Source organism: Marinobacter sp. es.048, assembly GCF_900188435.1.
Classification (GTDB): Bacteria; Pseudomonadota; Gammaproteobacteria; order Pseudomonadales; family Oleiphilaceae; genus Marinobacter.
In genome coordinates, this window is sequence record NZ_FYFA01000001.1 from 826912 (window position 1) to 851175 (window position 24264).

General features: G+C 56.6%; 21 protein-coding genes. 16 read left to right on the plus strand and 5 right to left on the minus strand.

Going from position 1 to position 24264, the window contains the following annotated elements:
* The first annotated feature begins 11 nt into the window (after positions 1-11).
* The 3 genes from CFT65_RS03770 (at position 12) to CFT65_RS03780 (ending at position 1452) form a co-directional block, all read left to right on the plus strand.
* Positions 12-710: a lysophospholipid acyltransferase family protein gene (locus CFT65_RS03770; RefSeq protein ID WP_088826684.1), complete on the plus strand. Its 699-nt coding sequence runs from the start codon at positions 12-14 to the stop codon at positions 708-710.
* A gap of 95 nt (positions 711-805) precedes the next feature.
* Complete coding sequence (locus CFT65_RS03775) at positions 806-1048, plus strand: GlsB/YeaQ/YmgE family stress response membrane protein (RefSeq protein ID WP_008175780.1); 243 nt, start codon at positions 806-808, stop codon at positions 1046-1048.
* Positions 1049-1050: 2 nt separating this feature from the next.
* A complete protein-coding gene (locus CFT65_RS03780; RefSeq protein ID WP_088826685.1) occupies positions 1051-1452 on the plus strand; it encodes an MAPEG family protein in 402 nt (133 codons plus the stop codon).
* A 65-nt stretch (positions 1453-1517) separates the two neighbouring features.
* Here the strand turns inward: CFT65_RS03780 and CFT65_RS03785 are convergent, their stop codons facing one another.
* Together CFT65_RS03785 and CFT65_RS03790 are read right to left on the minus strand one after the other, a co-directional pair.
* The gene (locus CFT65_RS03785; RefSeq protein WP_172408419.1) at positions 1518-2171 is read right to left on the minus strand and encodes a DUF2202 domain-containing protein; all 654 of its coding nucleotides are present in this window, start codon (positions 2169-2171) and stop codon (positions 1518-1520) included.
* A gap of 308 nt (positions 2172-2479) precedes the next feature.
* Positions 2480-2920 (minus strand): OmpA family protein, encoded by a 441-nt coding sequence (locus CFT65_RS03790; RefSeq protein WP_088826687.1) that lies wholly within the window; start codon positions 2918-2920, stop codon positions 2480-2482.
* A 322-nt stretch (positions 2921-3242) separates the two neighbouring features.
* Here CFT65_RS03790 and CFT65_RS03795 point away from each other — a divergent pair, with 322 nt between their 5' ends.
* Positions 3243-4691, plus strand: a complete 1449-nt coding sequence (locus CFT65_RS03795) for a rhomboid family intramembrane serine protease (RefSeq protein ID WP_088826688.1) — start codon at positions 3243-3245, stop codon at positions 4689-4691.
* A gap of 121 nt (positions 4692-4812) precedes the next feature.
* Here CFT65_RS03795 and CFT65_RS03800 read toward each other — a convergent pair whose 3' ends face one another.
* Positions 4813-6267: a hypothetical protein gene (locus tag CFT65_RS03800; RefSeq protein WP_088826689.1), complete on the minus strand. Its 1455-nt coding sequence runs from the start codon at positions 6265-6267 to the stop codon at positions 4813-4815.
* Positions 6268-6411: 144 nt separating this feature from the next.
* Between CFT65_RS03800 and CFT65_RS03805 the strand changes: the two genes are divergently transcribed.
* The 5 genes from CFT65_RS03805 (at position 6412) to CFT65_RS03825 (ending at position 14168) form a co-directional block, all read left to right on the plus strand.
* Positions 6412-8235: an ABC transporter ATP-binding protein gene (locus tag CFT65_RS03805; protein WP_088826690.1), complete on the plus strand. Its 1824-nt coding sequence runs from the start codon at positions 6412-6414 to the stop codon at positions 8233-8235.
* A 169-nt stretch (positions 8236-8404) separates the two neighbouring features.
* Positions 8405-8992 carry an SCO family protein gene (locus CFT65_RS03810; RefSeq protein ID WP_088826691.1) on the plus strand — a complete coding sequence of 196 codons (588 nt, stop codon included), beginning with the start codon at positions 8405-8407 and terminating at the stop codon, positions 8990-8992.
* Positions 8989-10509 carry a methyl-accepting chemotaxis protein gene (locus CFT65_RS03815; protein ID WP_088826692.1) on the plus strand — a complete coding sequence of 507 codons (1521 nt, stop codon included), beginning with the start codon at positions 8989-8991 and terminating at the stop codon, positions 10507-10509. The genes CFT65_RS03810 and CFT65_RS03815 overlap by 4 nt, the downstream gene beginning before the upstream one ends.
* A 260-nt stretch (positions 10510-10769) precedes the next feature.
* Positions 10770-13529 carry an aconitate hydratase AcnA gene (acnA, locus tag CFT65_RS03820; RefSeq protein ID WP_088826693.1) on the plus strand — a complete coding sequence of 920 codons (2760 nt, stop codon included), beginning with the start codon at positions 10770-10772 and terminating at the stop codon, positions 13527-13529.
* 99 nt (positions 13530-13628) lie between these two features.
* Positions 13629-14168, plus strand: a complete 540-nt coding sequence (locus CFT65_RS03825; RefSeq protein WP_069182226.1) for a ferritin-like domain-containing protein — start codon at positions 13629-13631, stop codon at positions 14166-14168.
* A 42-nt stretch (positions 14169-14210) separates the two neighbouring features.
* Here the strand turns inward: CFT65_RS03825 and CFT65_RS03830 are convergent, their stop codons facing one another.
* Together CFT65_RS03830 and CFT65_RS03835 are read right to left on the minus strand one after the other, a co-directional pair.
* Positions 14211-16274 carry a GAF domain-containing protein gene (locus tag CFT65_RS03830; protein WP_172408420.1) on the minus strand — a complete coding sequence of 688 codons (2064 nt, stop codon included), beginning with the start codon at positions 16272-16274 and terminating at the stop codon, positions 14211-14213.
* A complete protein-coding gene (locus CFT65_RS03835) occupies positions 16261-18054 on the minus strand; it encodes an ATP-binding protein (RefSeq protein ID WP_088826694.1) in 1794 nt (597 codons plus the stop codon). Before CFT65_RS03835 ends, CFT65_RS03830 begins: the two co-directional genes overlap by 14 nt.
* A 106-nt stretch (positions 18055-18160) precedes the next feature.
* On the opposite strand from CFT65_RS03835, the gene CFT65_RS03840 reads away from it, so the two are divergent.
* The 7 genes from CFT65_RS03840 (at position 18161) to CFT65_RS03870 (ending at position 24223) form a co-directional block, all read left to right on the plus strand.
* Positions 18161-19864, plus strand: a complete 1704-nt coding sequence (locus tag CFT65_RS03840; protein ID WP_088826695.1) for a diguanylate cyclase — start codon at positions 18161-18163, stop codon at positions 19862-19864.
* Positions 19865-19894: 30 nt separating this feature from the next.
* On the plus strand, positions 19895-21025 hold the full coding sequence (locus CFT65_RS03845) for a response regulator (protein WP_088828146.1): 1131 nt from the start codon (positions 19895-19897) through the stop codon (positions 21023-21025).
* Positions 21026-21029: 4 nt separating this feature from the next.
* A complete protein-coding gene (locus CFT65_RS03850; RefSeq protein WP_088826696.1) occupies positions 21030-21428 on the plus strand; it encodes a response regulator in 399 nt (132 codons plus the stop codon).
* A 95-nt stretch (positions 21429-21523) separates the two neighbouring features.
* Positions 21524-21844, plus strand: a complete 321-nt coding sequence (locus CFT65_RS03855) for a DUF2288 domain-containing protein (RefSeq protein WP_088828147.1) — start codon at positions 21524-21526, stop codon at positions 21842-21844.
* Between the two features lie 12 nt (positions 21845-21856).
* The gene (locus CFT65_RS03860) at positions 21857-22225 is read left to right on the plus strand and encodes a hypothetical protein (RefSeq protein WP_088826697.1); all 369 of its coding nucleotides are present in this window, start codon (positions 21857-21859) and stop codon (positions 22223-22225) included.
* Positions 22226-22251: 26 nt separating this feature from the next.
* Positions 22252-23160 carry a lysine exporter LysO family protein gene (locus CFT65_RS03865; protein ID WP_088826698.1) on the plus strand — a complete coding sequence of 303 codons (909 nt, stop codon included), beginning with the start codon at positions 22252-22254 and terminating at the stop codon, positions 23158-23160.
* Positions 23161-23263: 103 nt separating this feature from the next.
* Positions 23264-24223 carry an ABC transporter substrate-binding protein gene (locus tag CFT65_RS03870; protein ID WP_088826699.1) on the plus strand — a complete coding sequence of 320 codons (960 nt, stop codon included), beginning with the start codon at positions 23264-23266 and terminating at the stop codon, positions 24221-24223.
* Positions 24224-24264 lie beyond the last annotated feature (41 nt).

Sequence of the window (24264 nt, forward strand, 5' to 3'; positions counted from 1 at the left end):
AGTTTGGTTGCATGGGTGTTATCAGAAAATTTCTTGCATGGTTGAGTGTGCCGATAATCTGTCTGTTCGCGTTGGTTTTCTACGTGGCAAGACCTTTTAATCCGGACAACAACCGTTTCCTGGCGCGTGCTGTAGCTCGTTTCGGTCGGGCAGTTCTGGGTATGAAGCGACCGCTGGAAGGCTGGGCGAATATGCCGCAGGACCGGCCCACCGTCGTCATTGCCAACCACCAGCACAATGACGATCTGTTTGTGGTGGGCGACCTGTTGCCGCCGCGCACCGTAACGGTCGGTAAGTCGGCTCTTGTGTGGGTGCCTTTCTTTGGCCAGGTGTTCTGGCTTGGCGGCAACGTCATCCTCAATCGCGGACGCTCCCACAAGGCCATTGCGGTTATGAAAGCCACGAGCAGTGCCATCGCCCGGGATCGGAAAAGCCTCTGGGTTTTCCCCGAAGGCACTCGCAGCAGAGGCCGGGGACTGCAAAAATTCAAGAAGGGCGCGTTTCACGCAGCGGTGGCATCCGGAGCGCCCATCACCATGGTGTGTGTTCAGGAATATGCCGATGAGGCCAAGGGCTGGAGTGGCCGGCGTGAGTCGGTGGCCATTCGGGTTCTGCCGCCCATCGAAACCGAGGGCCTCAGGGCTGACGATATTCCGGAGCTGATCGAGCGTTGCCACAAAAAAATGTCGGAGACGATTGCCACACTCTAATCGACTCGTCTGGAAGTGCTTGAAGCACTTCGGTAAACAGGGCAGTCTTGCGAGACTGATCGTTTCGTTCAACGACCCTCAGGGAGAGGCAAGAGATGAATCTGATTCTGTTTTTGATTATCGGCGGTGTGGCCGGTTGGCTGGCTGGTTTGATCATGAAGGGCCGCGGCTTTGGCATTCTTGCCAACATCGGTATTGGTATTGTCGGCTCGTTTCTCGGCGGTTTTGTGTTCCGCCTTCTGGGTCTGGCGGCCCAGGGTGCTGTTGGTGAGCTGGTGACCGCAACGGTAGGCGCTGTGTTGCTTCTCGCTATCGTTAGTGCAATCAAGAAGGCCTGAGCATGATCGTACCCGTAACCGGAGTGTTTGCCGCAGTCATCGGCATTCTTTTACTGGTGTTGTCGGCTCAGGTCGTCAAATTTCGTCTGAAGTATAAAAAGGGCCTCGGCATCACCGATGACCGGGATTTCGAGGCGGCGGTCCGGGCCCACGCCAACCTGGTGGAGTACGCCCCCCTTGGCCTGATCATGCTCGCCATCGCCGAGCTCAACGGCGTTGCCAGCGGGCTGATCTACTGGACCGGCATGGCGCTGGTGGTTGGCCGCATTCTCCATGCGTTTGGAATGATCAACGGCCGTGGTGGCACCCACTGGGCCCGCATGGTTGGCATCTTGCTGACCTGGCTGGCGATTCTGGTGACAGCGCTATTGCTGTTTTGGAATGTCTGGCAGGTCTATGGCTAGAGCAGAAAAGAACGGGCGGGCAATGGCCGCCCGTTCTGCTTTCGGTAACCCGGTTTTATAACCGGTCAGTCTTCAACCTGGCTCTCATCCGTCAGGATAAGTTCTACTTCTTCCGCATCCAGCACCTGAGGCTCATAGGTCAGTCCCTGTGCCTCGATCACGCTCACAAAGGCTTCCAGGTGGCTTTTTGAGCCATCCAGCAGGTTGGAATAGGCAAGAATGATGGCGCGCTCATCGGTTTGATTAATCGCGGCCAGAATATCTCTCATATCCTTCTCTTCGATCAGGCCTCCTACGAACAGGCCATCAACAAACGAGTTTTTTCCCTTGGCAACCAATTCGTCATATAGGGCCTGAAGTTCCTGATTGGTGAATACGCCGATCGTGTCATTCACTACCGGATCTTCAACATCGAATTTTTTCAACAGGTAGTCTACGGTGCTGGTATGAGATTCTTCGGACAGCGCGATTCTGGCGAATACCTGCGTTCTGTCGCCCCAGTACTGGTCCATTGTGAGATAAACGTCTCGGGCCAGCTTTTCCTCTTCCCGCATGAACTGCAGATCGCTCACCTCAATGTTGGTCAGATCTTCCGAATTGGCAGTTTCTGCCGATCGACCCCCGCCGTCGCTGTTGCGCGGACCGCCTGCAGCGAATGTAGCGCTGGCAAGAAACATCGAACCAATGAGTGCGGCAGTGGTGAAGGTTTTTGCGTTCATAGTGACCTCTCTAGTCAGGTAATAGTTAAACCCTGGATACATGACTAAGACGAGGAATTCGGGCAAAAGGTTCGTTAAATAAATGTAAGTTTGCTTTCTAATATGTAAATAAATTGTTGTTTGTATTTAATAATAATTTTCAGCTTTAATGAAATTGACCCGTTTACTACTTCAGAAATCGGAATAATTAAGATTTCATAAAAGGCGCAGATAGCGTTTGCAGGGTGTTCCATCACGCCTGTACAGGATGTATCCAGCCCCCGCTATGCGGTGAGTTCGGGGGCGGCCTGTGGAGTTGGTGTCGCCGCTCAGAGTGCCCGGGCGACATCCATGTCCATGTATTCCAGTTCAACGCGGCGATTGGCTGCCCGGTCTTCCGGCCTTGCCAGGGGGCGGGCTGAGCCCCAGTGGGTCATCAGTATCCTGGATTCCTCCACGCCTTCCTGAATGAGACTTCGAGCCACTGCGTTGGCCCGCAATCGTGACAGGAACTGGTTGTAATCCTCCGAACCGAAGTTGTCGGAATGACCATGAATCCGAACGCTCACGGAAGGATGCTCCTTCAGGTAGGCGGCGTGCTGTTGCAGGAAGGCAATGTCATCATTGTCCAGTGAGTGCTTGTTGAAGCCGTAGTGGAACTTCATGCGGTGCGGGCGCCTGGTTCCGGCTTCGTAAGTGACAGCGGTGAAGCCTGCGGCCATCGCTGCATTGGCGATCAGGCCCGGGTTATCCAATACAAGTACGGTCATCTGAAAATCCTTGGTTCGGTGTCCGGTTTTTCTTGTTATTCCTGTTCACTATTGGCCGGAGCAGGAATAACGGCAATTGGCGAAAAGTCGATACATGTCCCGGCACAGTCCGTCGATGGAAGTGATTGAATGTCATTTGTATGACGCCCCAATGACAGTCTCACCGGTAGTTTGGGCTTTTCCGACTCTGTGGGGTGTGCCACATTTCCGGGATTGACCCATAGTGACCTTTGCCCTGGATTCCATTTGAGCGCGAAAAGAAGGCGTGGCTGTGGTAAAAAGCAGACTTTCAGGGACAGATTATGATGAATTGTGACCGCCCATGCTGATTATCCCCGCCGAAAACGCCATCAACTGGAAACGCCCGCCCTGGGTCACCCTTGGCCTGATCATGGCTTGCCTGCTGGTTTTTCTGTTTTATCAGGGGGGCGACAGCCGGAAACTCGAGCAGGCGGTTGAGCAATATCTGGCCGCCGATCTTCACGAGCTGGAAGCGCCGGCTTACGAGGATTATCTGCAACGGCAAATCCAGTTTCAGGGCGAAGAGAGCCGGGTCTACGAGCTTCAGCAGTTCCAGCAGCTTCGGGAAGAGAACGAAAATTTCTGGCTGGCCATCAACCTGATGATGGACCGGGAGTTCTACCAGTATCTGCTCCAGAACCGGGATGTCATCTGGGCGCCGGCGGAGCGGGCGCACTGGCAGGAACAGCGCGGCGCCATCGAACAGGAATACCTCCAGAAACTCAGTGCCAACCAGCTTGGTCTGGTGCCGGCGGATCTGTCGCTGTATACCCTGATTACCTACCAGTTTCTACACGGCGGCTGGGGCCACATTATCGGTAACCTGATCTTCCTGTTCCTGCTCGGATTTACCGTTGAGAAAGCCCTTGGGCCAGGCCGGTACCTGATTGCCTACCTGGTATGCGGGGCCCTTTCCGGTCTGATGTTTACCGCGGTTTCTGCAGGTAGCTATGTGCCTCTGGTGGGTGCCTCGGGCTCGATCTCCGGCCTGATGGGCATGTACGTGGCCATTTACGGGCTACAGAAAATCCGTTTCTTCTACTTTCTTGGCGTTTACTTCAACTATTTCCGTGCTCCGGCTATCGCCCTGCTACCGGTGTGGGTGGGCAAGGAAATCTACGATTACTGGTATGCCGGTGCCACCGGTATCGCCTACATGGCCCATGCTGGCGGTCTGATCGCAGGTGCCGGTCTGGTCTGGCTGCTTGGCAAAAGCTGGCTGCAGGTGCGAGAGGAATTTTTCGAGCCCGAAGAGGAAGAGCAGGATGCCCGGTTTACCACCGGTTACGCCCAGGCCATGGCCAGCCTTGGCCGGATGGAGTTCGATCTGGCGAAGCGGCAGTTCGAAGCCCTGCGCGAGCATTACCCCGAACGCCATATTCTGCTGGAACACCTCTACCAGCTGGCCAAACTCCGGCCGGATCTGCCCGAGTACCGTGACCGCGCCAAAGAATTGATGAACGATGCCCTGAGCCGCCGACAGCCAGAACAGATGATTGCCATCTGGCAGGAATACCTCGGCAAGGGGGAGAGTTATCAGCCGCTCGCTGCGGAGGATCATAACCGGGTGCTGTTCACCAGTCTCAAACAGCATGATCTCAAGGCTGCCGAGAAAGCTTTCGAGCGGCTCAGGAGCACCGGCGATGACATGCTGACAACCGAGGCCTGTCGGTTGTTGGTGGAAGAGTTTGAGAAGCGTCAGATGGCACCCAAAGCACGCCATTATCGCCAATTATTGCAGGCCAATTGACACAGTTCGGGGCAGGGTATGGGGGCGGCTTCCCAAAACTGTGCGGAGCCAGGGATGGCGGAGCCAAGCGTACACGGATGTATTTACAGCGTGTTTTGGGAAGCCGCCCCCATACCCTGCCTTACTCCTGAACCGAAAAAGACGCCTTGGGACCCTTCAATGGCTCTTGATTCTTAGCTTGCTCCAGATAAACCGTAATCTGCTCATGCAGCGGATGATTCACGCATTTTTTCTGGATAAACGTCAGGAAGGCCGTCGCTTTTTCCCACTGGGATAAACCGTTGGCCAGGGTCTGTGCCACCAGCAGATAGGCTGGGGCCAGCTGTTCGCTGTCGGGGAAGCGCTTGTGGAAATCCTGCAGCACCCGTAACGCCGGCTTGAACTGGCCCCGGTGATACAGGGCCCGAGCGCAGCGCACGGACAGGTCCGGATCCTCCAGTTTGAAGCCGGGTTCTGCTTTCTGGATCGTATTCAGTACATCGGCGATACCTTCACCGTCGTTGCGGTCGGCAAGCCAGCCCAGAATGCGTGGATGGTAGCGGTAGAGTTCGTCGGTGTCCTGGCGCGCCGTCAGTAGTTGGTAGAGCTGTCCGATTCTCAGGGCGTTATCCTGGTCCCGCTTCAAAGCTTCCTTCAACATGCTCTGTACCCGATCGTAGTTGCCGTCTTTCAGATTCATGTCGATATCGGCATCGAAACGGGCGCTGCGGTCGCGCTGGTGGGTGTCCTGCCCGGCGGTGTCATCCTGGATATCCGAGGCGAATCCCAGCTCTTCCTGATACTGGAACAACAGGTAGCCGAGCATGTGGAACAGGATCAGGGTGAAGGTACTGTTCAGGAAGCCGGCCAGGGGCTGGGCAACCCAGAACGGAAAGTGATTAACTGCGAAGTCCTGGGCCGCGCCCGAGGCGAGGGTCAGCAGGATCAGGTAGCCGTAGAGCAGGAAATAAGGGGTGCCGATTCGCGAGATCAGCACCGCCAGATTCATCGGATTCACCGCCGCGCCCACCGAGCGCTCCATGGCCAGCACCATGATGCTGGCCGGCAGCGCAAGAATGACAAACGCCAGCGCCAGTAGCATCAGGATTGGCCCCCCGAGCATGGCGGCCGCGCCAACCAGTCCGCCCATCAGGACGAAGACCAGCAACTGCAGGATGACAATATCGAACCCGCTGCCGGTGAAGGCGACGGATACGGCGGGCGGTTTCAGGTGGCCTTCAGCGGTGTGGTTGATCACCGCATAGGTGTATTTGAACAGGGCCAGGGCCAGCACCAGCCAGATCAGGATGCCGATCAGGTTTGCGGGGGCAACCACTGGCACCAGGGTGCAGATGGCGATAACGATCAGCGGATCGGTATGGAACGGGTAGCGGAAGAACGCGCCGAGCCGCTGCCAGAAAGGGACCACTTCGGTGGCGGCGCCCAGGTATCGCATGGCCTTGCTGCAGTGCGGGCACAGAGCCCGACGCTGGCGGGTGTCGGCATCGGGCATGCAGCGGCTGCAATAGTGAATCTGGCACTCTCCGCAGTGCCATTTGGCAGGGTCGCCGGGATGGTAGTGGCAATCGTGTTTCACAGGTGCTTGTGTCCTGGTCCATCAGAAAATCGTTGGCTCATGATGACAGATGTCGGTTTTGATCGCAGCAAACCAGTTAACAGGTAGACTATTGTCAGTTCCCGGGCGTATCCAACCGGGCACATTTCATTATCCGGAGGTTGCTTGGGACACCCGCAAAACAGCGTAACCGGTATCGACACCCGTGAGACCCGCCAGCAGTACACCTGGCGGGATATCTTTGGCCTTGCGCTCAAGCACAAGCCAAGACTGGTGCGTGCCAATCTGCTGGCCATCATGGCAACCGTCATGAGTGTGCCGGTACCGCTGCTGCTGCCGGTTCTGGTGGATGAAGTGCTGCTGGACGAGCCTGGCCCGGTGTTGCCGGTTATGAACTCGCTACTGCCAGGGGGCTGGGAAACGCCGGTGGTTTATATCGGCCTTATGGTGGTGGCGGCCTTCCTGCTCCGGGTCGCAGCGCTGTCGTTTAATGTCTTGCAGTCCCGGGAGTTTTCCAAGGTCTCCAAGGACGTGGTGTTTCGTATCCGTTCCCGGTTGCTGGGGCGTTTGCAGCGGGTGGCCATGTCAGAGTACGAAACCCGGGGCTCCGGTGGGATCAGCAGTCATTTTATTACCGACCTGGATACCGTTGACCAGTTTCTGGGAACCACCATCAGCCGGTTTCTGGTGGCCAGTCTCACGGTGTTCGGCACGGCCCTGGTGTTGCTCTGGGTACACTGGCAACTGGCACTCCTGATTCTGCTGTTCAACCCGCTGGTGATCTTCGCCACGATTCTGATCGGCAAGCGGGTCAAGGAACTGAAGCGTCGGGAGAACAGCGCTTATGAAGAGTTCCAGGGCGACCTGACAGAAACCCTGGATGCCATCCATCAGCTGCGGGCCGCCAATCGGGAAAAGCATTACCTGCGCCAGTTGATCGATCGCGCCCGCAATGTGCGGGATCACGCCATACAGTTTGAGTGGCGCAGCGATGCCGCTAGCCGGGCCAGCTTCGCCCTGTTCCAGTTTGGTGTTGATGCCTTCCGGGCAGCAGCCATGGTGACCGTGCTTTTCAGCGACCTGAGTATCGGCATGATGTTCGCCATTTTCGGCTACCTCTGGTTCATGCTGACGCCGGTTCAGGAAATGCTGAACATGCAGTATGCCTGGTTCGCCGCCAATGCAGCCCTGGCGCGGATTAACCGGTTGCTGGATCTGAAAGAAGAGCCCCGTTACCCGGCGCTTGAGAATCCGTTCCGCGACCGTCACACCGTGGGGCTTACCCTCCGCAATATCCACTTTGCCTATGGGGAGGAGGAAGTTCTTCGTGGCATTAACCTGGAGTTGGCGCCGGGCGAAAAAGTGGCGCTGGTGGGCGCCAGTGGCGGCGGCAAGTCCACCCTGATTCAGGTCATCCTGGGCATGTACACGCCCCAGGAGGGTGACGTGATGATTGATGGCGTGCCGGTTCAGCGCATCGGCTTGCCGTGCCTTCGCGAGCATGTGGCGACGGTGCTTCAACACCCGGCGCTGTTCAACGATACCGTTCGCCAGAACCTGACGCTGGGCCGGGACAAACCCGATGCCGCACTCTGGGATGCCCTGCGGATTGCCCAACTGGATGGCACGGTTGCTGCCATGCATGACCAGCTCGACACGGTTATCGGCCGGCAGGGCGTGCGTCTTTCTGGTGGTCAGCGTCAACGGCTGGCTATCGCCCGGATGATCCTGTCTGACCCCTCGGTGGTGATCCTGGACGAAGCCACCTCAGCATTGGATGCGGAAACCGAGTTCCAGCTCCATCGGGACCTCGAAGCCTTCCTCAAGCAACGCACCACCTTGATCATTGCCCATCGCCTCAGTGCCGTTAAACAGGCAGACCGCGCCTGTGTTTTCGAAGACGGCCGAATTATCGAGGAGGGGCATCATGATGAACTGATAGCCCGAGAAGGACTCTACGCCCAGCTTTATGGCGAGCGCCAGATGTAATGCATCGCCATAAAGCTTACTTTCGGTTACAGCAAACCTGATCTGTTGCTTTTTACGTTCGTATTGTTTCGCAATTGCAAGTGTTTCAACTATATATTTGCGTAATGCATCTATGGCTCGAGCTCGGCTTTCGGAGCAAATTTGCGGCGATTTCTGACGGACGGGACAAGTGAACAAGAAAACCAAAAGTATCCTGCTGTTTGCAGCAGCCTTCATGCTGGCACCAGTTCTCCCGGTGATGCCGTCACTCCTCAAAAGCACCGATTTCTACGGTATCACGATCGACGAGCCCGGCGAGCCCATCCTTGGCTATCAACCTCCAAAAGACGGGCTTGCCGTCGTTTTCTTTGGTTATCGCCAGTGCGGAACCGTTTGTCCGGTTCAATTGGTCAACCTGATTGATTTGAGCCAGCGTTTGAATGGGTCGGACGTCGAGTTCCTGTTTGTCACCCTGGATCCGGAAAACGACACGCAGGAGGCGCTGCAACAGACGATGGAGGGTCTTGGTGCCGCATTCAGGTCTCACAGGCCGGAAAATCACCGAACAGCTCAAAAACTGGCTTCAGCTTACAACGATTTTGCCGTTAAGAATGGTAATACACCGAATGACCTGATTGCCCACAGTGCAAGGCTGCATGTGGTGACACCGGACTTCCGGAGACGGCTGGTTTACACCACGCCGGAGTTGAACCTAGAGCTGGTTGAGCAGGATCTTCGCCGCTTATTGAAAGAAAACCATAGCGAGAGTTCTTCATGACGACAGGGTTAAACAGCCAGTCCTATGCAGTTGAAATTCGGGAACGCAGCGATCGCCAGATGCTATTTATTCTTCTGGCTCATGTTCCGGTGGTTGGCTTGCTCGTGCCGAAGGGGTACGGGACGACAACCTTCGCTTTGATCGCATCTCTTCTGGTAGGTGGTATCGCGGCGGCCGGTTATTTCACTATGCGAGGAACCCGGGCCCTGTCCTCTTTGTTTGCTGTCTGCCTGATGTTGTTTTCCGCCATCATGATCCAGGCCCAGATGGGGCGGATTGAAATGCACTTCCACATTTTTGCCGCCCTGGCCTTGGTCATCATTTACCGGGACTGGCTACCGGTATTGGTAGCGGCGGGCACCATCGCTGTTCATCACCTCGCGCTGACAGGCCTGCAGCTGAGCGGGGCGTCCCTGGGCAACATGTCGTTGATGATTTTCAACTACGACTGCAGTTGGTCAATCGCCTTCCTGCACGCTGCGTTCGTGGTATTCGAGGCGGCCATTCTTGTGTTTTTTGCTATCCGGATGGGCGCGGAGCAAAAACAATCGATACAGATTATCGAGATTATCCGGGGCTTCGACAGCAGCAATGATCTGACGGCCCGGCTCGACGAAACAGACAAGAGCGTGACGGCGAGTTCGTTCAATAACATGCTTGAGCGGTTCGTTGAGTTGATTGCCAGGCTCAGGGAGTTGTCCGATCAACTGCGTTCCAATGCCACTGAAATGACCAGTGTCAGTGACGCCACCACACAGATCGCCAATGAGCAGCAGGTCCAGACCGATCAGGCGGCCACGGCCACCAACGAAATGTCTGCCAGTATCCAGGAAGTTGCCAGCAACGCGCAGTTGGCGTCTGATGCGGCCAGTAATGCTTCCAGTGCCGCCAACCGGGGCGGTGAGGCCATGGCCAACGCCTCGCAACTGACCGAGGCCACCGATGAGGCGCTTGAAAGCAGTGCCGCCAGAGTTGATGAACTGGGCGAAAAAATCGAATCCATCTCTTCTGTGGTCGGTTCGATCAACGCGATTTCCGAGCAGACCAATCTGCTGGCCCTGAACGCAGCCATCGAAGCGGCCAGGGCAGGCGAGCATGGTCGCGGGTTTTCAGTGGTAGCGGATGAAGTCCGAGCACTTTCGCTTCGCACGCAGGAGTTTACTGACCAGATCCGGTCGACGGTCGGCGAATTGAGCGAAATCTCCGAAGCCACAAAGGCCTCCATGGAGATGGGGCGCACCCGTTCTGTTGAATCCACACGGGCTATGCGGGAAACCGGCGAGGCAATCCGCGAGGTGGAAGCCGCCATCAGCGAAGTGTCCAGAATGAATTACCAGATTGCCTCAGCCTCGGAGGAACAGGCGGCGACGTCGCTCCAGATCAACGAGAATATTCATTCCATTGCTAACCGCAACAATGATGTGGTGTCTGAGGCGGACCGAGTGAGAACAATGGCAACCGATCTCCAAGCTGTCACCGAAAAACTGGATGAACTGGTAAAACTTTACCGCATCTAACCCCTCTAAGGCCTTATGTCGGATAGCCGCACGGCTCTCCGACATTGGTCTGATATTCACCGCACTGATGCCGAACATTCATCGGCCCGCGGTTGAACTCTCGTTAATTGCTGCAATAGTTAAAGATGACTTCACGCTGTGGAGTCCTTTCATCAGGCTATGGTCCGGTATGGAATCGCTGTCCCGGTCGATGCGTTGCTGAAAGGGCTTCGAAAGAGCCTTCCGGAACACGCGGATAACGACGAAAAAGGAGGCACCACATGTCGAACGAGAGTCTTAGTAAAGACAGCCTTAATACCCTTTCCAGCCTGGATGCTGGCGGTAAAACCTTCCATTACTACAGCCTGTCAAAGGCTGCGGACACCCTCGGCGACCTGAACCGCCTGCCGTTTTCCCTCAAAGTGCTGATGGAGAACCTGCTGCGCAACGAAGATGGCACCACCGTGGACAGAAGCCACATAGATGCCATGGTCCAGTGGATGAAGGATCGCCATTCCGACACTGAAATCCAGTTCCGGCCGGCCCGCGTGTTGATGCAGGATTTCACTGGTGTACCCGGTGTTGTCGACCTGGCCGCTATGCGCGAGGCAGTCAAGGCCGCCGGCAAGGATCCGGCGATGATCAACCCGCTGTCGCCGGTGGATCTGGTAATCGACCACTCCGTGATGGTAGACAAGTTTGGCGACGCCTCTGCGTTCAAGGACAACGTTACCATCGAGATGGAGCGCAACCAGGAACGTTACGAGTTTCTGCGTTGGGGCCAGCAGGCCTTCGACAATTTCCGTGTGGTGCCGCCGGGTACCGGTATTTGCCACCAGGTGAACCTGGAATATCTGGGCAAGACTGTTTGGCAGAAAGACCAGGACGGCAAGACTATCGCCTATCCGGATACCCTCGTGGGCACAGACTCCCACACCACCATGATCAACGGCCTGGGCATTCTTGGCTGGGGCGTTGGCGGTATTGAAGCGGAAGCCGCCATGCTGGGCCAGCCGGTTTCCATGCTCATCCCCGAAGTGGTGGGCTTCAAGATTACCGGCAAGCTCCGTGAAGGCATCACCGCAACAGACCTGGTGCTGACCGTCACCGAAATGCTGCGCAAAAAAGGCGTCGTGGGCAAATTCGTGGAGTTCTACGGCGACGGCCTTAAGGACATGCCCGTGGCCGACCGGGCCACCATCGCCAACATGGCTCCGGAATACGGCGCCACCTGTGGCTTTTTCCCGGTGGATGAACAGACCATCAAATACATGCGTCTGACCGGCCGCGAAGAAGAGCAACTGGAACTTGTGGAAGCCTATGCCAAAGCCCAGGGACTCTGGCGGGAGGCGGGCCATGAGCCGGTGTATACCGACAACCTGGAACTCGACATGGGCGAAGTGGAGGCCAGTCTTGCCGGCCCCAAACGTCCGCAGGACCGGGTTGCTTTGAAGAACATGAAATCGTCTTTTGAGCTGCTGATGGAAACCGCCGAGGGCCCGGCTGAGAACCGTGAGGCCAACCTGGAATCCGAGGGCGGCCAAACCGCTGTGGGCGTTGACGACAGCTACGAGCATCATGCCAGCCAGCCGCTGGAGATGAACGGCGAGAAGAGCCGGCTGGATCCGGGCGCTGTGGTAATTGCGGCCATTACTTCCTGCACCAACACCTCGAATCCGAGCGTGATGATGGCCGCCGGCCTGATTGCTCAGAAGGCGGTTGAGAAAGGTCTGGAGACCAAGCCCTGGGTCAAGACGTCTCTTGCGCCTGGCTCCAAAGTCGTTACCGATTACCTGAAAGTGGGTGGCTTCCAGGATGATCTGGACAAGCTCGGCTTCAACCTCGTGGGCTATGGCTGCACCACCTGCATTGGTAACTCCGGGCCTCTGCCAGACGCGGTTGAGAAAGCCATCAGTGATGGTGATCTGACCGTGGCGTCGGTACTTTCCGGTAACCGTAACTTTGAAGGCCGGGTGCATCCGCTGGTGAAGACCAATTGGCTGGCGTCGCCGCCCCTCGTCGTCGCCTATGCGCTGGCGGGCAACGTTCGCCTGGATCTTTCGAAGGATCCCCTGGGCACGGATAAGGAAGGCAATCCGGTGTACCTGAAGGACCTCTGGCCGAGCCAGCAGGAGATCGCCGAAGCCGTGGAGAAGGTGAAAACCGACATGTTCCGCAAGGAGTATGCGGAAGTTTTCGATGGCGACGCTACCTGGAAATCTATCAAGGTTCCTGAAAGCAAGGTGTACGAGTGGTCCGACAAGTCCACCTACATCCAGCATCCGCCTTTCTTTGAGGGCCTTAAGGAAGAGCCAGACGCCATTGACGACATCCAGGATGCCAACATCCTGGCGATGCTCGGGGACTCAGTCACCACGGACCATATTTCCCCGGCCGGTTCTTTCAAACCGGACACCCCAGCCGGTAAATATCTGCAGGAGCACGGCGTTGATCCGAAAGACTTCAACTCCTACGGCTCCCGCCGGGGTAACCACGAAGTGATGATGCGCGGTACCTTCGCCAACGTTCGCATCAGGAACGAGATGCTCGACGGCGTGGAGGGCGGTTACACGAAATTCGTGCCCACCGGCGATCAGATGGCGATTTACGACGCCGCCATGAAGTATCAGGAGCAGGGCACGCCGCTGGTGGTCATTGCCGGCAAGGAATACGGTACCGGCTCAAGCCGTGATTGGGCGGCCAAGGGCACCCGTTTGTTGGGTGTAAAAGCCGTGGTGGCCGAATCCTATGAGCGCATCCACCGCTCCAACCTGATCGGGATGGGCGTGATGCCGCTACAGTTCCAGGAAGGCACGGATCGCAAGAGCCTGAAACTCACCGGTGAGGAAACCATCAGCATTGAAGGTTTGTCTGGCGAGATCAAACCGGGCCAGACCCTGACGATGACGGTGAAATACAAGGACGGTTCCACCGAGACCTGTGAGCTGAAATCACGGATCGACACCGCTAACGAAGCCGTCTACTTCAAGCATGGCGGTATCCTCCATTACGTTGTGAGAGAGATGCTGCGCACTGCCTGATTGAAAGAACTGAAAAGGCATGGCGGGCCGCCGCTATGCCAATTACATCTGCCAGGCTAGATTCAAAGCCAAATTCAAGAGAGAAACGAGAGAGACATTATGACCGATCAACCGTTTCTGACGGACGTCAAAACCCTTCGAGAAAGGGCCCGCAAGCACATTGAAGAAGGTGCCCTCACCGAAGGCTACGGCGCAAACCGCGATAATGTGGTGAAGATTCTTAACGAGGCGCTGGCGACCGAGATTGTCTGCACCCTGCGCTACAAGAGCCATTATTTCCGTGCCGATGGCATCAATGCCAATGTCGCTGCCCAGGAGTTCCTCGAGCACGCAGACCAGGAACAGCAGCACGCTGACTGGCTGGCAGAACGCATCGTGCAGCTCGGCGGCAAGCCGAACTTCTCGCCGGAAGGTCTGTTGACCCGATCACATGCCGAGTTTGTTGAGGGCGAAACGCTCCGGGACATGGTGGTCGAGGATCTGGTCGCAGAGCGCATCGCGATCGACAGCTACCGTGAGATTGCCCGCTATCTCGGCGATCAGGATCCCACTTCCCGGCGGATCATTGAGGAAATCCTGGCCCAGGAAGAGGAACACGCTGACGATATGGCCGGTCTTCTGGAAGGGCTGGACAGCTGATTCAGCGTATTTTGCAAGCCTCCTGGTCGCGAGCCGGGAACTCTATTGAGTCCCCGGCTCTGCGAGCGGCAACGTGATCCAGAAGCAGGCACCAGATCCCTCTTCGGATTCGAAATCGACCTCACCGCCCATTGCCTGCATTAATTCCCGCGTGATCGCTAGGCCCAGCCCGGTGCCTTCCTTGGTTCGTGAAGACGTCGAGTTTGCCTGGGCAAATTTCTGAAAAATCCGCTCCCGAAAACTCACAGGTATTCCGGGCCCCTGATCCCGGACCTCAAGCTTTGCCTCATCTCCAGCTTTAAGCAAACCTACCTTAACGACAGTGCCTGTCGGAGAAAACTTGATGGCGTTTGACAGAAGATTTGTGATGGCCTGGGTAAGTCGAACAATGTCGTAGTTTGCATACAGATCTTCTTTCAGGACATTCAGTTGCACCTCCACGCCTCGCCTTCTCGCCATCGGCTGGATCTCTTCGATGGCTGCCACGGCTGCGTCGTCGAGTCTCTGGACTGAAGCATCGAAAGTAACGTTGCCGCTGACCAGCTTCTCGATATCCAGCAAATCATCGATAAGATGCCCGAGTTGTTTACTATTGCGCCGCGCAATATCGAGCATATGCCCGGTTTTTTCGTTGATTGGTCCGGTTGCGCCGCCAAGGATGAGTCCCAGAGAGCCTGAAATCGATGTCAGTGGTGTTCGGAGCTCGTGACTGACCGTGGAGATGAACTGGTTTTTCATCTCATCAATTTTCTGGCGCTCATCGATATTGGTGATGTACCCATGCCAAAGTGTGCTGCCGTCGGGCAGAGCTTCCGGTTGTGCCAGCCCCTCAACCCAGCTCCAGCCACCGGTATCGATGAGCACCCGGTAGCGATGTTGCCATTGCGATAAAGACTCTGCCGACTCCTCAATCGAAGCAAGCAGCGCTGGCAGATCATCAGGGTGCACACGGGCTATGGCACTGGCTGCGTCGGTAGCTGCCTCCTCGGAATCAATGCCATAGATGTCCTGAACGCCGGGGCTCGTGTAAGGAAAGCTGCTGTGTCCATCGGGCCACAGGCGGTATTGGTAAAGCATTCCGGGCGTCTGGGTCACCAGCTTGTTCAGTGTCTCGGTATGCTGGATGCGATAGAGGGTATCCGCTACCCAGTCTGCGAAGAGAGTGACGAACATTTCCTCGGGCGCACTGAATGGGCGGTTGCGGGGCGAGCGCGAGGAGAAGTTCACGGTCCCGAAGATTTCGCCGTCGATCCAGATGGGCGCTGCCAGATAAGCCTCAAGCCCGAAATTCGCGTAACACGGATGGTGTTTCAAGCCGGATTCTGCCATGTGTTCAATGGCAATCAACTTGTCGCCGGACTCGAGAAGCAGGGAGCAATAGGTCTGGTCGACCGGCAGAGTGGTGCCGTTCTCGATTTGCTCAGCCTGGCGTGTGTAGTGCCAGTGAATGGTGTAAGCGTCTGCGGTTATCCGGTTGACAATGCCGGTTTCAAGGCCAAGATAGTCGCAGGCGATTTCCAGGGCTTTGGTCGCTCGCTCATGGGTGTCGCCGCTGGTATCCATGGCGATCTCGGTCAAAACATTCAGGGCCCGATTGCGATCATCGTAGTAATCCCGAAGTTCACTCAGCGAGAACTCCCGTTCGACAAGGTTGGCGAGATCCCTGAGGATGGCTTCTTCCTCCTTTGAAAATGATCGGGGTTTGCGATCGATGATGCACAGGGTGCCAACTCTGTGTCCGTGACGGTCGTGCAAAGGCGCGCCCGCGTAAAACCGAATATTGGGATCGCCGGTGACCAGGGGATTATCATGAAACCGCTCGTCGTTAAGCGCGTTCTCGATGATCAATGTCTCTTCGCGCAGGATTGCATGGCCGCAAAACGAAATATCTCGTGCCGTCCCAGGGGCTTCCAATCCATGCCGGGATTTAAACCACTGTCGATGGCTGTCAATCAATGATACCAGCGCAATCGGGGCGTTCAGGGCACGTGCGGCAAGCCGGGTCAGTCGGTCGAATCTTTCCTCGGGCGGTGTGTCCAGCAGTGCCAGCTCATCGAGGGCTGACAGCCGATGGGACTCATCCGGCGGGAAGTCAGGCGTTTTCATGTTCGCCTCCGGCTTGCGAATGCTCTGACTTTGACGCAGGTAAATCTACCCAGAAATGGGCTCCGTTGTCGTAATAGTAGCCCACTTCACCACCCATGAGTCTGGCCAGTTCCCGAGTGATCGCAAGCCCAAGGCCTGTGCCGGCTCTGGCACGGTCTGTCCCGGATTCTGCCTGCTCGAAGCGTTGGAAGAGTCGGGCCTCGAACGTCTCGGGCACGCCGTCACCCTCGTCCGCAACAGTTATTCTTATCTGCCCATCCTGTGAGCTGGCGGACCAGACACGCACGGATCCGCCGGCTGGTGAGAATTTGATGGCGTTGCTTACAAAATTGTCCAGTATCTGTCTCAGCCTTACGGGGTCAGCGATGAGACGGTGATCCTCAGAGCCATCCGGTTCGAGTGGGACTCGGTAGTGTTTCGCCATGACACTATTGCTTTCACAGACGTCCGCAATGGCTTTTGGGGCACTTACTTCTTCTGGGAAAATTGGCATCCTGCCAGCGACTGCCTTGTTGAAGTCCAGCAGGTCTGATATCAGATGTTGAAGCTGTTCACTGTTGCGGAAGGCTACATCGACCATTGCAGATGCCTTGGGTGGCAATTCGCCGGCCGCGCCGGAACGCAGTAACTGCAGCGAGCCATTGACAGAGGTGAGTGGGGTTCTCAGTTCATGGCTTACAGTCGAGACAAACTCGTCTTTCAAGCGGTCTAGCCCTTCCCGCTCATTCATCAATGTGTTGAACGCCGTGGCCAGATTACGGACTTCCGGAGGCCCCGACTCGGAGACCCGACCTGAGATCGAACCATCTCGCGTCATAACCCGCATCTTTCGAGACATGAGTTCGAGAGGGCGGGTTGCGGCGCGTGTCAGAGCCAATGCTGCTGCTGCCAGGAGCAGAGTGGCGAAAACACTTATCAGCAAAAATTTCTGGAAGGATGCCCATGCGGGACGGGTGGCCATTTCATAGGGCACGGCGCGCAGGAACATCCAGCCGACCCTTTGAAGATGCTCTGTCGCATAGATCCATTTCTGACCGTCAGCATCGCTCACGACACCGGAGGTAACCCCCGAAAGCGCTGCGTCGACAATGAGATTCTCTCCCGGGGGCGGGAGTTCCGGCATTGGGGCATTCGACGACAACGAATCAACCTGAATGAAGCGTTCGGTGTCAAGAACCATAAACAGTGTATTACGGTCATTGGCGCTGTCAGCTGGAATGACATCTGACTGCTCAAGATTGATGATGCCGCCGGCAAAGCCCAAAAGGTCGCCGTCGTCACTTTCTATCGGCGCCAGAAACGACAGCAGCGGCAGCCCCGTTCTGCGCCCGATGATCGGGCTGCTGATAACCGGCTCGCGCTCGGTTATCGCTCGTTGGAAGTGGCTTCTGTCGGCGTAAGAGGTGCCAATCCGCCCCGGAACGAAAGTGTTTTCCACGATGGCGACCGCATTATGATTGAACACCAGAAGGCCCTCCTGGAAGTAGTCGCTCAGTGACGATTGGCGTCCGAGAAGGTTCTCTATACGGCTCTGGTTAATCAGTTTTTCCCCATCGGTGAGCGTGGCCGCAAAGGCTTGGAGAGCAGTCACTCTGGATTCTAAAGATCGATTGACCTCGTCACTCAGGGCACGGGTCTCGATTGACTGTTTCTGGCTGAGAACCCGCTCGAAATCCCGAAGCAATTCATTATAGGCGGTTCCCAGTAATATCAGGACCGTGACGGCGCTGGTGAGGATAGTTATCAGAGCAATTCGGGTGCCGAGGGACAAGCTTTTCAAAGTACTTCCTTGGAGTAATAGCCTTGCGGCGCTTAACGTGATTTCATGGGAGAGAGAATAGAGGATTTGATCAGCGCGGCAAATTGTATTTGCCGGGGGACAGTGAGTGGTTTCGCAGTCAGATAACGATGTTTCCGAGAAGTTGAAGGCCCTGAGGAGCAAATTCCTTGATAGGGCCAGAGATGATATCCGTGAATTAAGCGCCTATGCGGAGCAGACTCGTAGCGGCAAACTCTCCGCAGAAGGGCTGATTCGTTGCTATCAGTCTCTGCATCGGCTTGCAGGATCGGCGGGGACTTTTGGTCTGCCTGAACTGGGGCAGCACGCTCGTTCACTTGAAAAAAAGCTGAAAAGCCAGGCAGAGAATCTGAGCAAGGCTTCCGCTGTGCATCAGCAAACGATCGCGGTTTCCGACGGCTTTGCCGATGGTGTTGATTCCCTGGCGGAATTGGTGGAAATAAATTCCGAAAAGTCCGCTGTCTCTGCCACTGAAACGATAGTATCGGCCGAACAACATCGTGTTGATGACAGTCACGGTATGCAGGTGCGGATTCTGCTCGTGGATTCTGACAGGAGCGGTACTGTTGGTTCGTTGTCCTCTGGTCTGGCCCGTTACGGGTTTGTTTGCCAATTTGTCGACGCACAGGACGAAAAAGCATTGCAGACGTTTGTTGTGGAGAGTGGCAGTGCTGCTTCAGTCCTGTGTCGTGACGCCGATTTACCGGCTGTCATACCGCATTTAAAAAGTTGGCGAGGAACTGGCTCACGACGCCGGTTGCCAGTGGTTGCTGTCGGTAACGATGATTCCTTCGATAACAACTATCGGGTTGCGAAAGCCGGTGCCTCGGCCTTTTTCGCTGAACCGATTGATGTGCCGGAACTGGCCGAGCGCATTGAGTCGTTGGCTATGGAGCGCAGTGCCAGCGTGAATGGCCGGGTTCTCATCGTCGAGGATGACGTGGAGCTGGCGGAGCACTATTGTCTGGTACTCCGAGCCGCCGGTATTGAGGCACGGTTCCTCACCGAGCCTGAGCACCTGATGCCGGAGCTCTCCGTCTTTCAGCCGGATATCGTGCTGATGGATGTCCAGATTGGTGATTACTCGGGTGTCACGCTCGCTCGTCTCATTCGCTTCGAGTCTCGCTGGTTAAGCTTGCCAATCATCTATCTCTCTTCAGAGGACAACCGGGACGATCAGCTGGAGGCCCTGTCCAAAGGAGCCGATGAGTTTCTCGTCAAGCCAGTCTCTGATGATTACCTCGTGCGCTCGGTTCGTATGCGTTGCTACCGCGCTCGTCAACTCTCCGATCTGATGAATCGTGACAGCCTGACCGGGCTGCTCAAACACTCGTTGATCAAGCAGGAGCTGGAAAAGGAATTGGCCCGCTGCCGCCGTCTCGGGCACTATTCCAGTGTTGTGATGCTGGATCTTGACCACTTCAAAAAGATCAACGATACCTGGGGCCACCGCCATGGCGATACTGTGATACGAGCGCTTGCAAATCTGTTACGGAATCGCCTGAGAGAAACCGATATGATTGGTCGCTACGGTGGTGAGGAGTTCATGCTGGTGTTGCCGGATTGTTCGGTGCAGGCGGCGGCACAGTTGTTGAGAGGCATCGGCGAGAGCTTTTCAGAACTGACCTTTTCAGTTGGTGAGGAAAGTTTCCATGTGACGCTCAGTGCAGGCGCCGCCGGCATCAATGACTTCGAGAGTGGGGAGGCGGCACTGGAAGCAGCGGACAAGGCGCTTTATCGCCGCAAGCGTGGGGGGCGCGCCGGGGTCACGATTCACGACGCGAAGCAATAACGGTGTTTTCTATAATTGGGTGGTGGTTGTTTGAAAGCGCTAATCCTGGAAGATGATGATCTGGTTTCCGAACTGCTTGAGACGGTAGTTGCCGGGATTTACCCGGGCGCACTTGTGAAAATCGCAGAAACCCTGGGGGAAGCTTACGAGCTTGTAAGCGCCAGCACTTTCGATCTTTTTATTACCGACTGGAATTTGCCGGACGGCTCCGGGCTTGATCTCGTCAAACAGGTCCGGAACACGGATGCCGAGGTGCCCATTGTAATGGTTTCTGGTCGTTCAGACCGCGATTCCGTGCTCAAAGCCGCGCACTTTGGCATCAACGGCTACATGACCAAACCCTTTGATGTGCAGCAGCTGCATGAAAGGCTGGTAAAGCTCTTGCAACCCTCGAGTTCCCAGACACCGGAGATTGCCGTTTTAATGAAAGAATCCCTGAACGAGGTGGTTCAATTGCCCTCGGACATGGATCCATCAGACGTTATCGAGCTCATGAGTCGGCAGGAAGAGCTCTCTCCGGCTCAACTGGCAGAACGATGGCGAGATGAAGCAAGCCTGACGGCGCGGTTGTTGGATGTTGCCAACAGCTCCTCTTTTCGCCGGACAGGTAAACCGGTGGAAACGCTCCGGGACGCCATATCCTCGATGGGGGTGGCGCTGACTCTGAATCAGGCGCTGGCCCTTTCTCTGGATGTATCCAGCAAGTTGAAAGATGGTGTGCTTCGTGACCTCGCGAAAAGGTATTATGACGAGGCGGTCGACGTTGGAAAAGAGGCCCAGAGACTGGCCATCCGGCTGAAAAAACAGCCGGTCTTGCTGCAGAAGGCAGGATTGCTCAGTCGTCTGGGTGAACTGGCGGTTCTGAAAGTCCTGAATCAGTACGTGAGCCTGGGCGGCGATCTTCAGGCCGCCGAGGCTGAGCAACTGTTGAAGCAGTGGGCACAGGAATACGGCAACCGGCTGAAAGTTCAGTGGCATTTGCCGTTGAGCACCCGGGAACTGATCGGGGCAGTGCATCACTTGCCCGGCGATTGCGCCCGGGAGGATCGAATAACCATGCGTGCGGCAGCCATGCTCGCGGATGGCAGGCAGGAAACAGCAGAGTGCCAGCGCCTACTAAGGCGTCTTGGCATCGACACCGAGGAATCAGTCAAGGATTGATGGGATGACTGCAGGAAATGCTCCAATTTCACGGGTCATGTATGTGGAGGATGATCCGGACATTCGCGCCATTGCCCAAATTGCGCTTCAGGATGTTGGCGGTTTCGAAGCACTTTTGTGCGAATCGGGTGATATGGCCTTGAAAAAGACCCCCGATTTCGATCCTGAGCTGATTCTGCTGGACGTCATGATGCCCGGCATGGATGGCCCGACAACGCTTAAAGCCTTGCGAGAGCTTGATGGGATGGCCGAGGTCCCTGTGATTTTCATGACTGCACGGCTTCAGAGTTCGGAAATCCGGGAGTACCGGGAACTGGGGGCGTTGGGCGTAATCCCGAAGCCATTTGATCCCATGACCCTATCGGATCAGATCTCAGAGATCCTGCGGGATGCGCGAAGCTAGAACAGGGCTGCTTCGCAGGCTCTGCATAGGTGCGACCATGGGGAATTTCCGGTAGTCTGGCCAGCCTGAGCCCTGTTTTGATTGAAGAGGTATCCATGTCATCCCCCCCGTCCCGGGACGAACTGAAAGCCAAACTGAATCTTGAGACTTCCCGCATCCGCTGGCATGAGCTGCAGACCTACTTTGCCCGGGGGCAGGTGGTCAGGGTGGTGCCGGAGCTTGATCTGCTGGAGGTGGCCACCGAGTTGGCGGCGGACAACAAACCCCGTTTCGAACAATGGATGCAGGACGGCCGGGTTGGCGAGGTTGCGCCAGATACAGCGCAAGACTGGTATGACCGCAACGCGGAGCTTTGGGCGGTGGTCATCGCGCCTTGGGTTCTGGTTCAGGACAGGTCAAGGCATGTCGTGCACTGAACGCCCGGCGCCATGAAACTTCACTATTTCCACGGCCGAAGCCCGCTCCGGGATCTTGTCATGGTGAAAGATGGCCAGCGCATTGAGCTGCACATCCGGCCGGCAGGCGCTGGCCATTGGGGTCTGGTAGCACTGGCCGGCCCTGACCAGGGCCGCCCGGATGGGCAATTCTGCCGCGGTCCCTGGCCAACCCAGGCTCGGGCTGAATCGGTTCTCAGGAGCATCGCCGGCACTATGATGGGAAAAGGCTACGAGCCGAAGCCCGGCGACTATGTGGTCTGGTCCGTTACCGCCCAACGTCTTGCCCGCACCATCGGAGCCCCCGAGGGTAAACAGCCCAGCCCAGAAACAGACCCCGACCAGTTCAAACCCCTGACCTGATAACCCCTTTTCTTCTTGAGGACGCCATGCTGACTGGAGCCTTGCTCATTCTTGCTCCCCTGTTTCTGGGGTTTGCCATCGCCCTGGAGAATCGCAGGGCGATGACCGTGATCCACTACACGGTGGAAGGCCTGGTCTATTTTATCCTGTTGCTGCTGGGCCTGGGTCTTGGCCAGATGGAGGGCCTGGCGGCGCAGCTGGGTGGTATGGCGGTCCAGGTACTGGCGCTGGTGCTGGTGCTTTTCGTCGCCAACATGTTCGGGCTATGGCTGTTCCACCGCTGGCAGCCGATGTCCATCGAACGGGTCGAAGGCAGTGTCAGTCCCGGTTACCGCAGGCTGTTCCTGGCCGGCATGAAGCCCCTGGTGGCGGTTATTGCCGGGCTCCTGGCCGGATACTTCCTGTTGCCGGACATGCCCATGGCGGAGCAACTGGCAACCTGGTCCCTGATGTTCCTGCTGTTTCTCATTGGCCTCCAGTTGCGCAACGCCGGTCTGTCGCTGCGCAAGCTGCTGATGAACCGTCAGGGCCTGGGTATCGCACTGGCTCTGACGCTAAGCTCTCTGGTGGCCGGGGCCCTGTTGATACCCTGGCTTGGATTGCCATGGCACGACGCCCTGGCGGTTGCTTCCGGTTTTGGCTGGTACTCGCTGTCCGGTATTGTGATTGGTGAAGCCCTCGGGCCTGCCTGGGGCGGCGTGGCCTTCCTCAATGATGTGCTCAGGGAAATCGTTGCACTGGCCATCATTCCCCTGCTGATTGCCAACAGGCCGGCCATGGCGATCGGTTATGGTGGCGCTACGGCCATGGACTTCACCCTGCCGGTTATCCGCAGCAGTGGCGGGCTGACCTGCGTGCCGGTGGCCATCGCCTCCGGTTTCTTGCTGTCTTTTCTGTCGCCGGTGCTTATGGGGGTGTTCCTGTCTTTGGGTTAAATTGACGCGGTGCAATGCAAGTTGCGGTTTTACGGGTAGTATGTGAAACAGTAAACTAGCGTTTATTGACAAATGTTAATGTCTTGGCCCGGTCCTGATCCTGATGCAACGCCGCGAATTCCTTGGTTTATCGATAGCAGCCGGACTGTCCACGGCGGGATTGCCGGGCTGCAGCGATTCCGGCCCGCTGAGGTTCGGTATCCATCCCTGGATCGGTTACGAGCCACTGTACCTTGCCCGTGATTTCAATTGGCTGCCCGATACGGTTGCGCTGGCGCCCGGCACGTCTGCCAAAGACTCCATGGAAGGCCTTCTTTCAGGGGCGCTTGATGGGGCGGCGCTGACTCTGGATGAAACCATACGCGTCTGGTCGAGGGGGCTGGAACTCGTTGTGGTTGCTGTCGCTGATGTGTCCGCCGGCGCCGATGTACTGATGGTGAAGCCATCGATCACTGAATTGACAGCCCTTAAGGGGCAGCGGATTGCGGTGGAGCTGGACGGTGTCTCGGGCGTTATGCTGTTTAAAATCCTTGAGGTAGCGGGGCTCGGTCGCAGCGACGTGATAAAAGTGGATTTGCCGGTAAGCCAGCATGCACAAGCCTGGTCCCGCGGTGAAGTGGATGCTTCCGTGTGCTACGAGCCAACAGCGTCACTCATAGAGAACGCCGGAGGCGTCAGACTCTTCGATAGTAGCGACATTCCGGAAACCATCTTCGATTTGCTGGTGGTGACCCGGAAAGCGGCAGAGAGCAATTCCAGTGCGGTTCGTGACCTTTTGACCGGACATTTTACCGGCCTGCAGCATCTCGTGCGTAGCATGCACGACTCGGTGTACCGGATTGCCACCCGTCAGGGGATCAGCCCGGATGAGGTCCGCGCGGCACTGGCAAGCGTTATGCTGCCGGATCTGGCCGCAAACCAGCGTTATCTCAGGGCAGCCGGACCCATCGAAACCATGGCCGGATCCCTGTCTCGCCTGATGCTGGCAGAGGGGATGATTAATCAGAATCCTGGCATTCAGCGCTTGTCAGATCCTTCGTTTCTGCCAGCGAGGATTTCTTGAACATTCGCCGGTTAGCTGTCCATCTTTTTTTACTGCTCGCC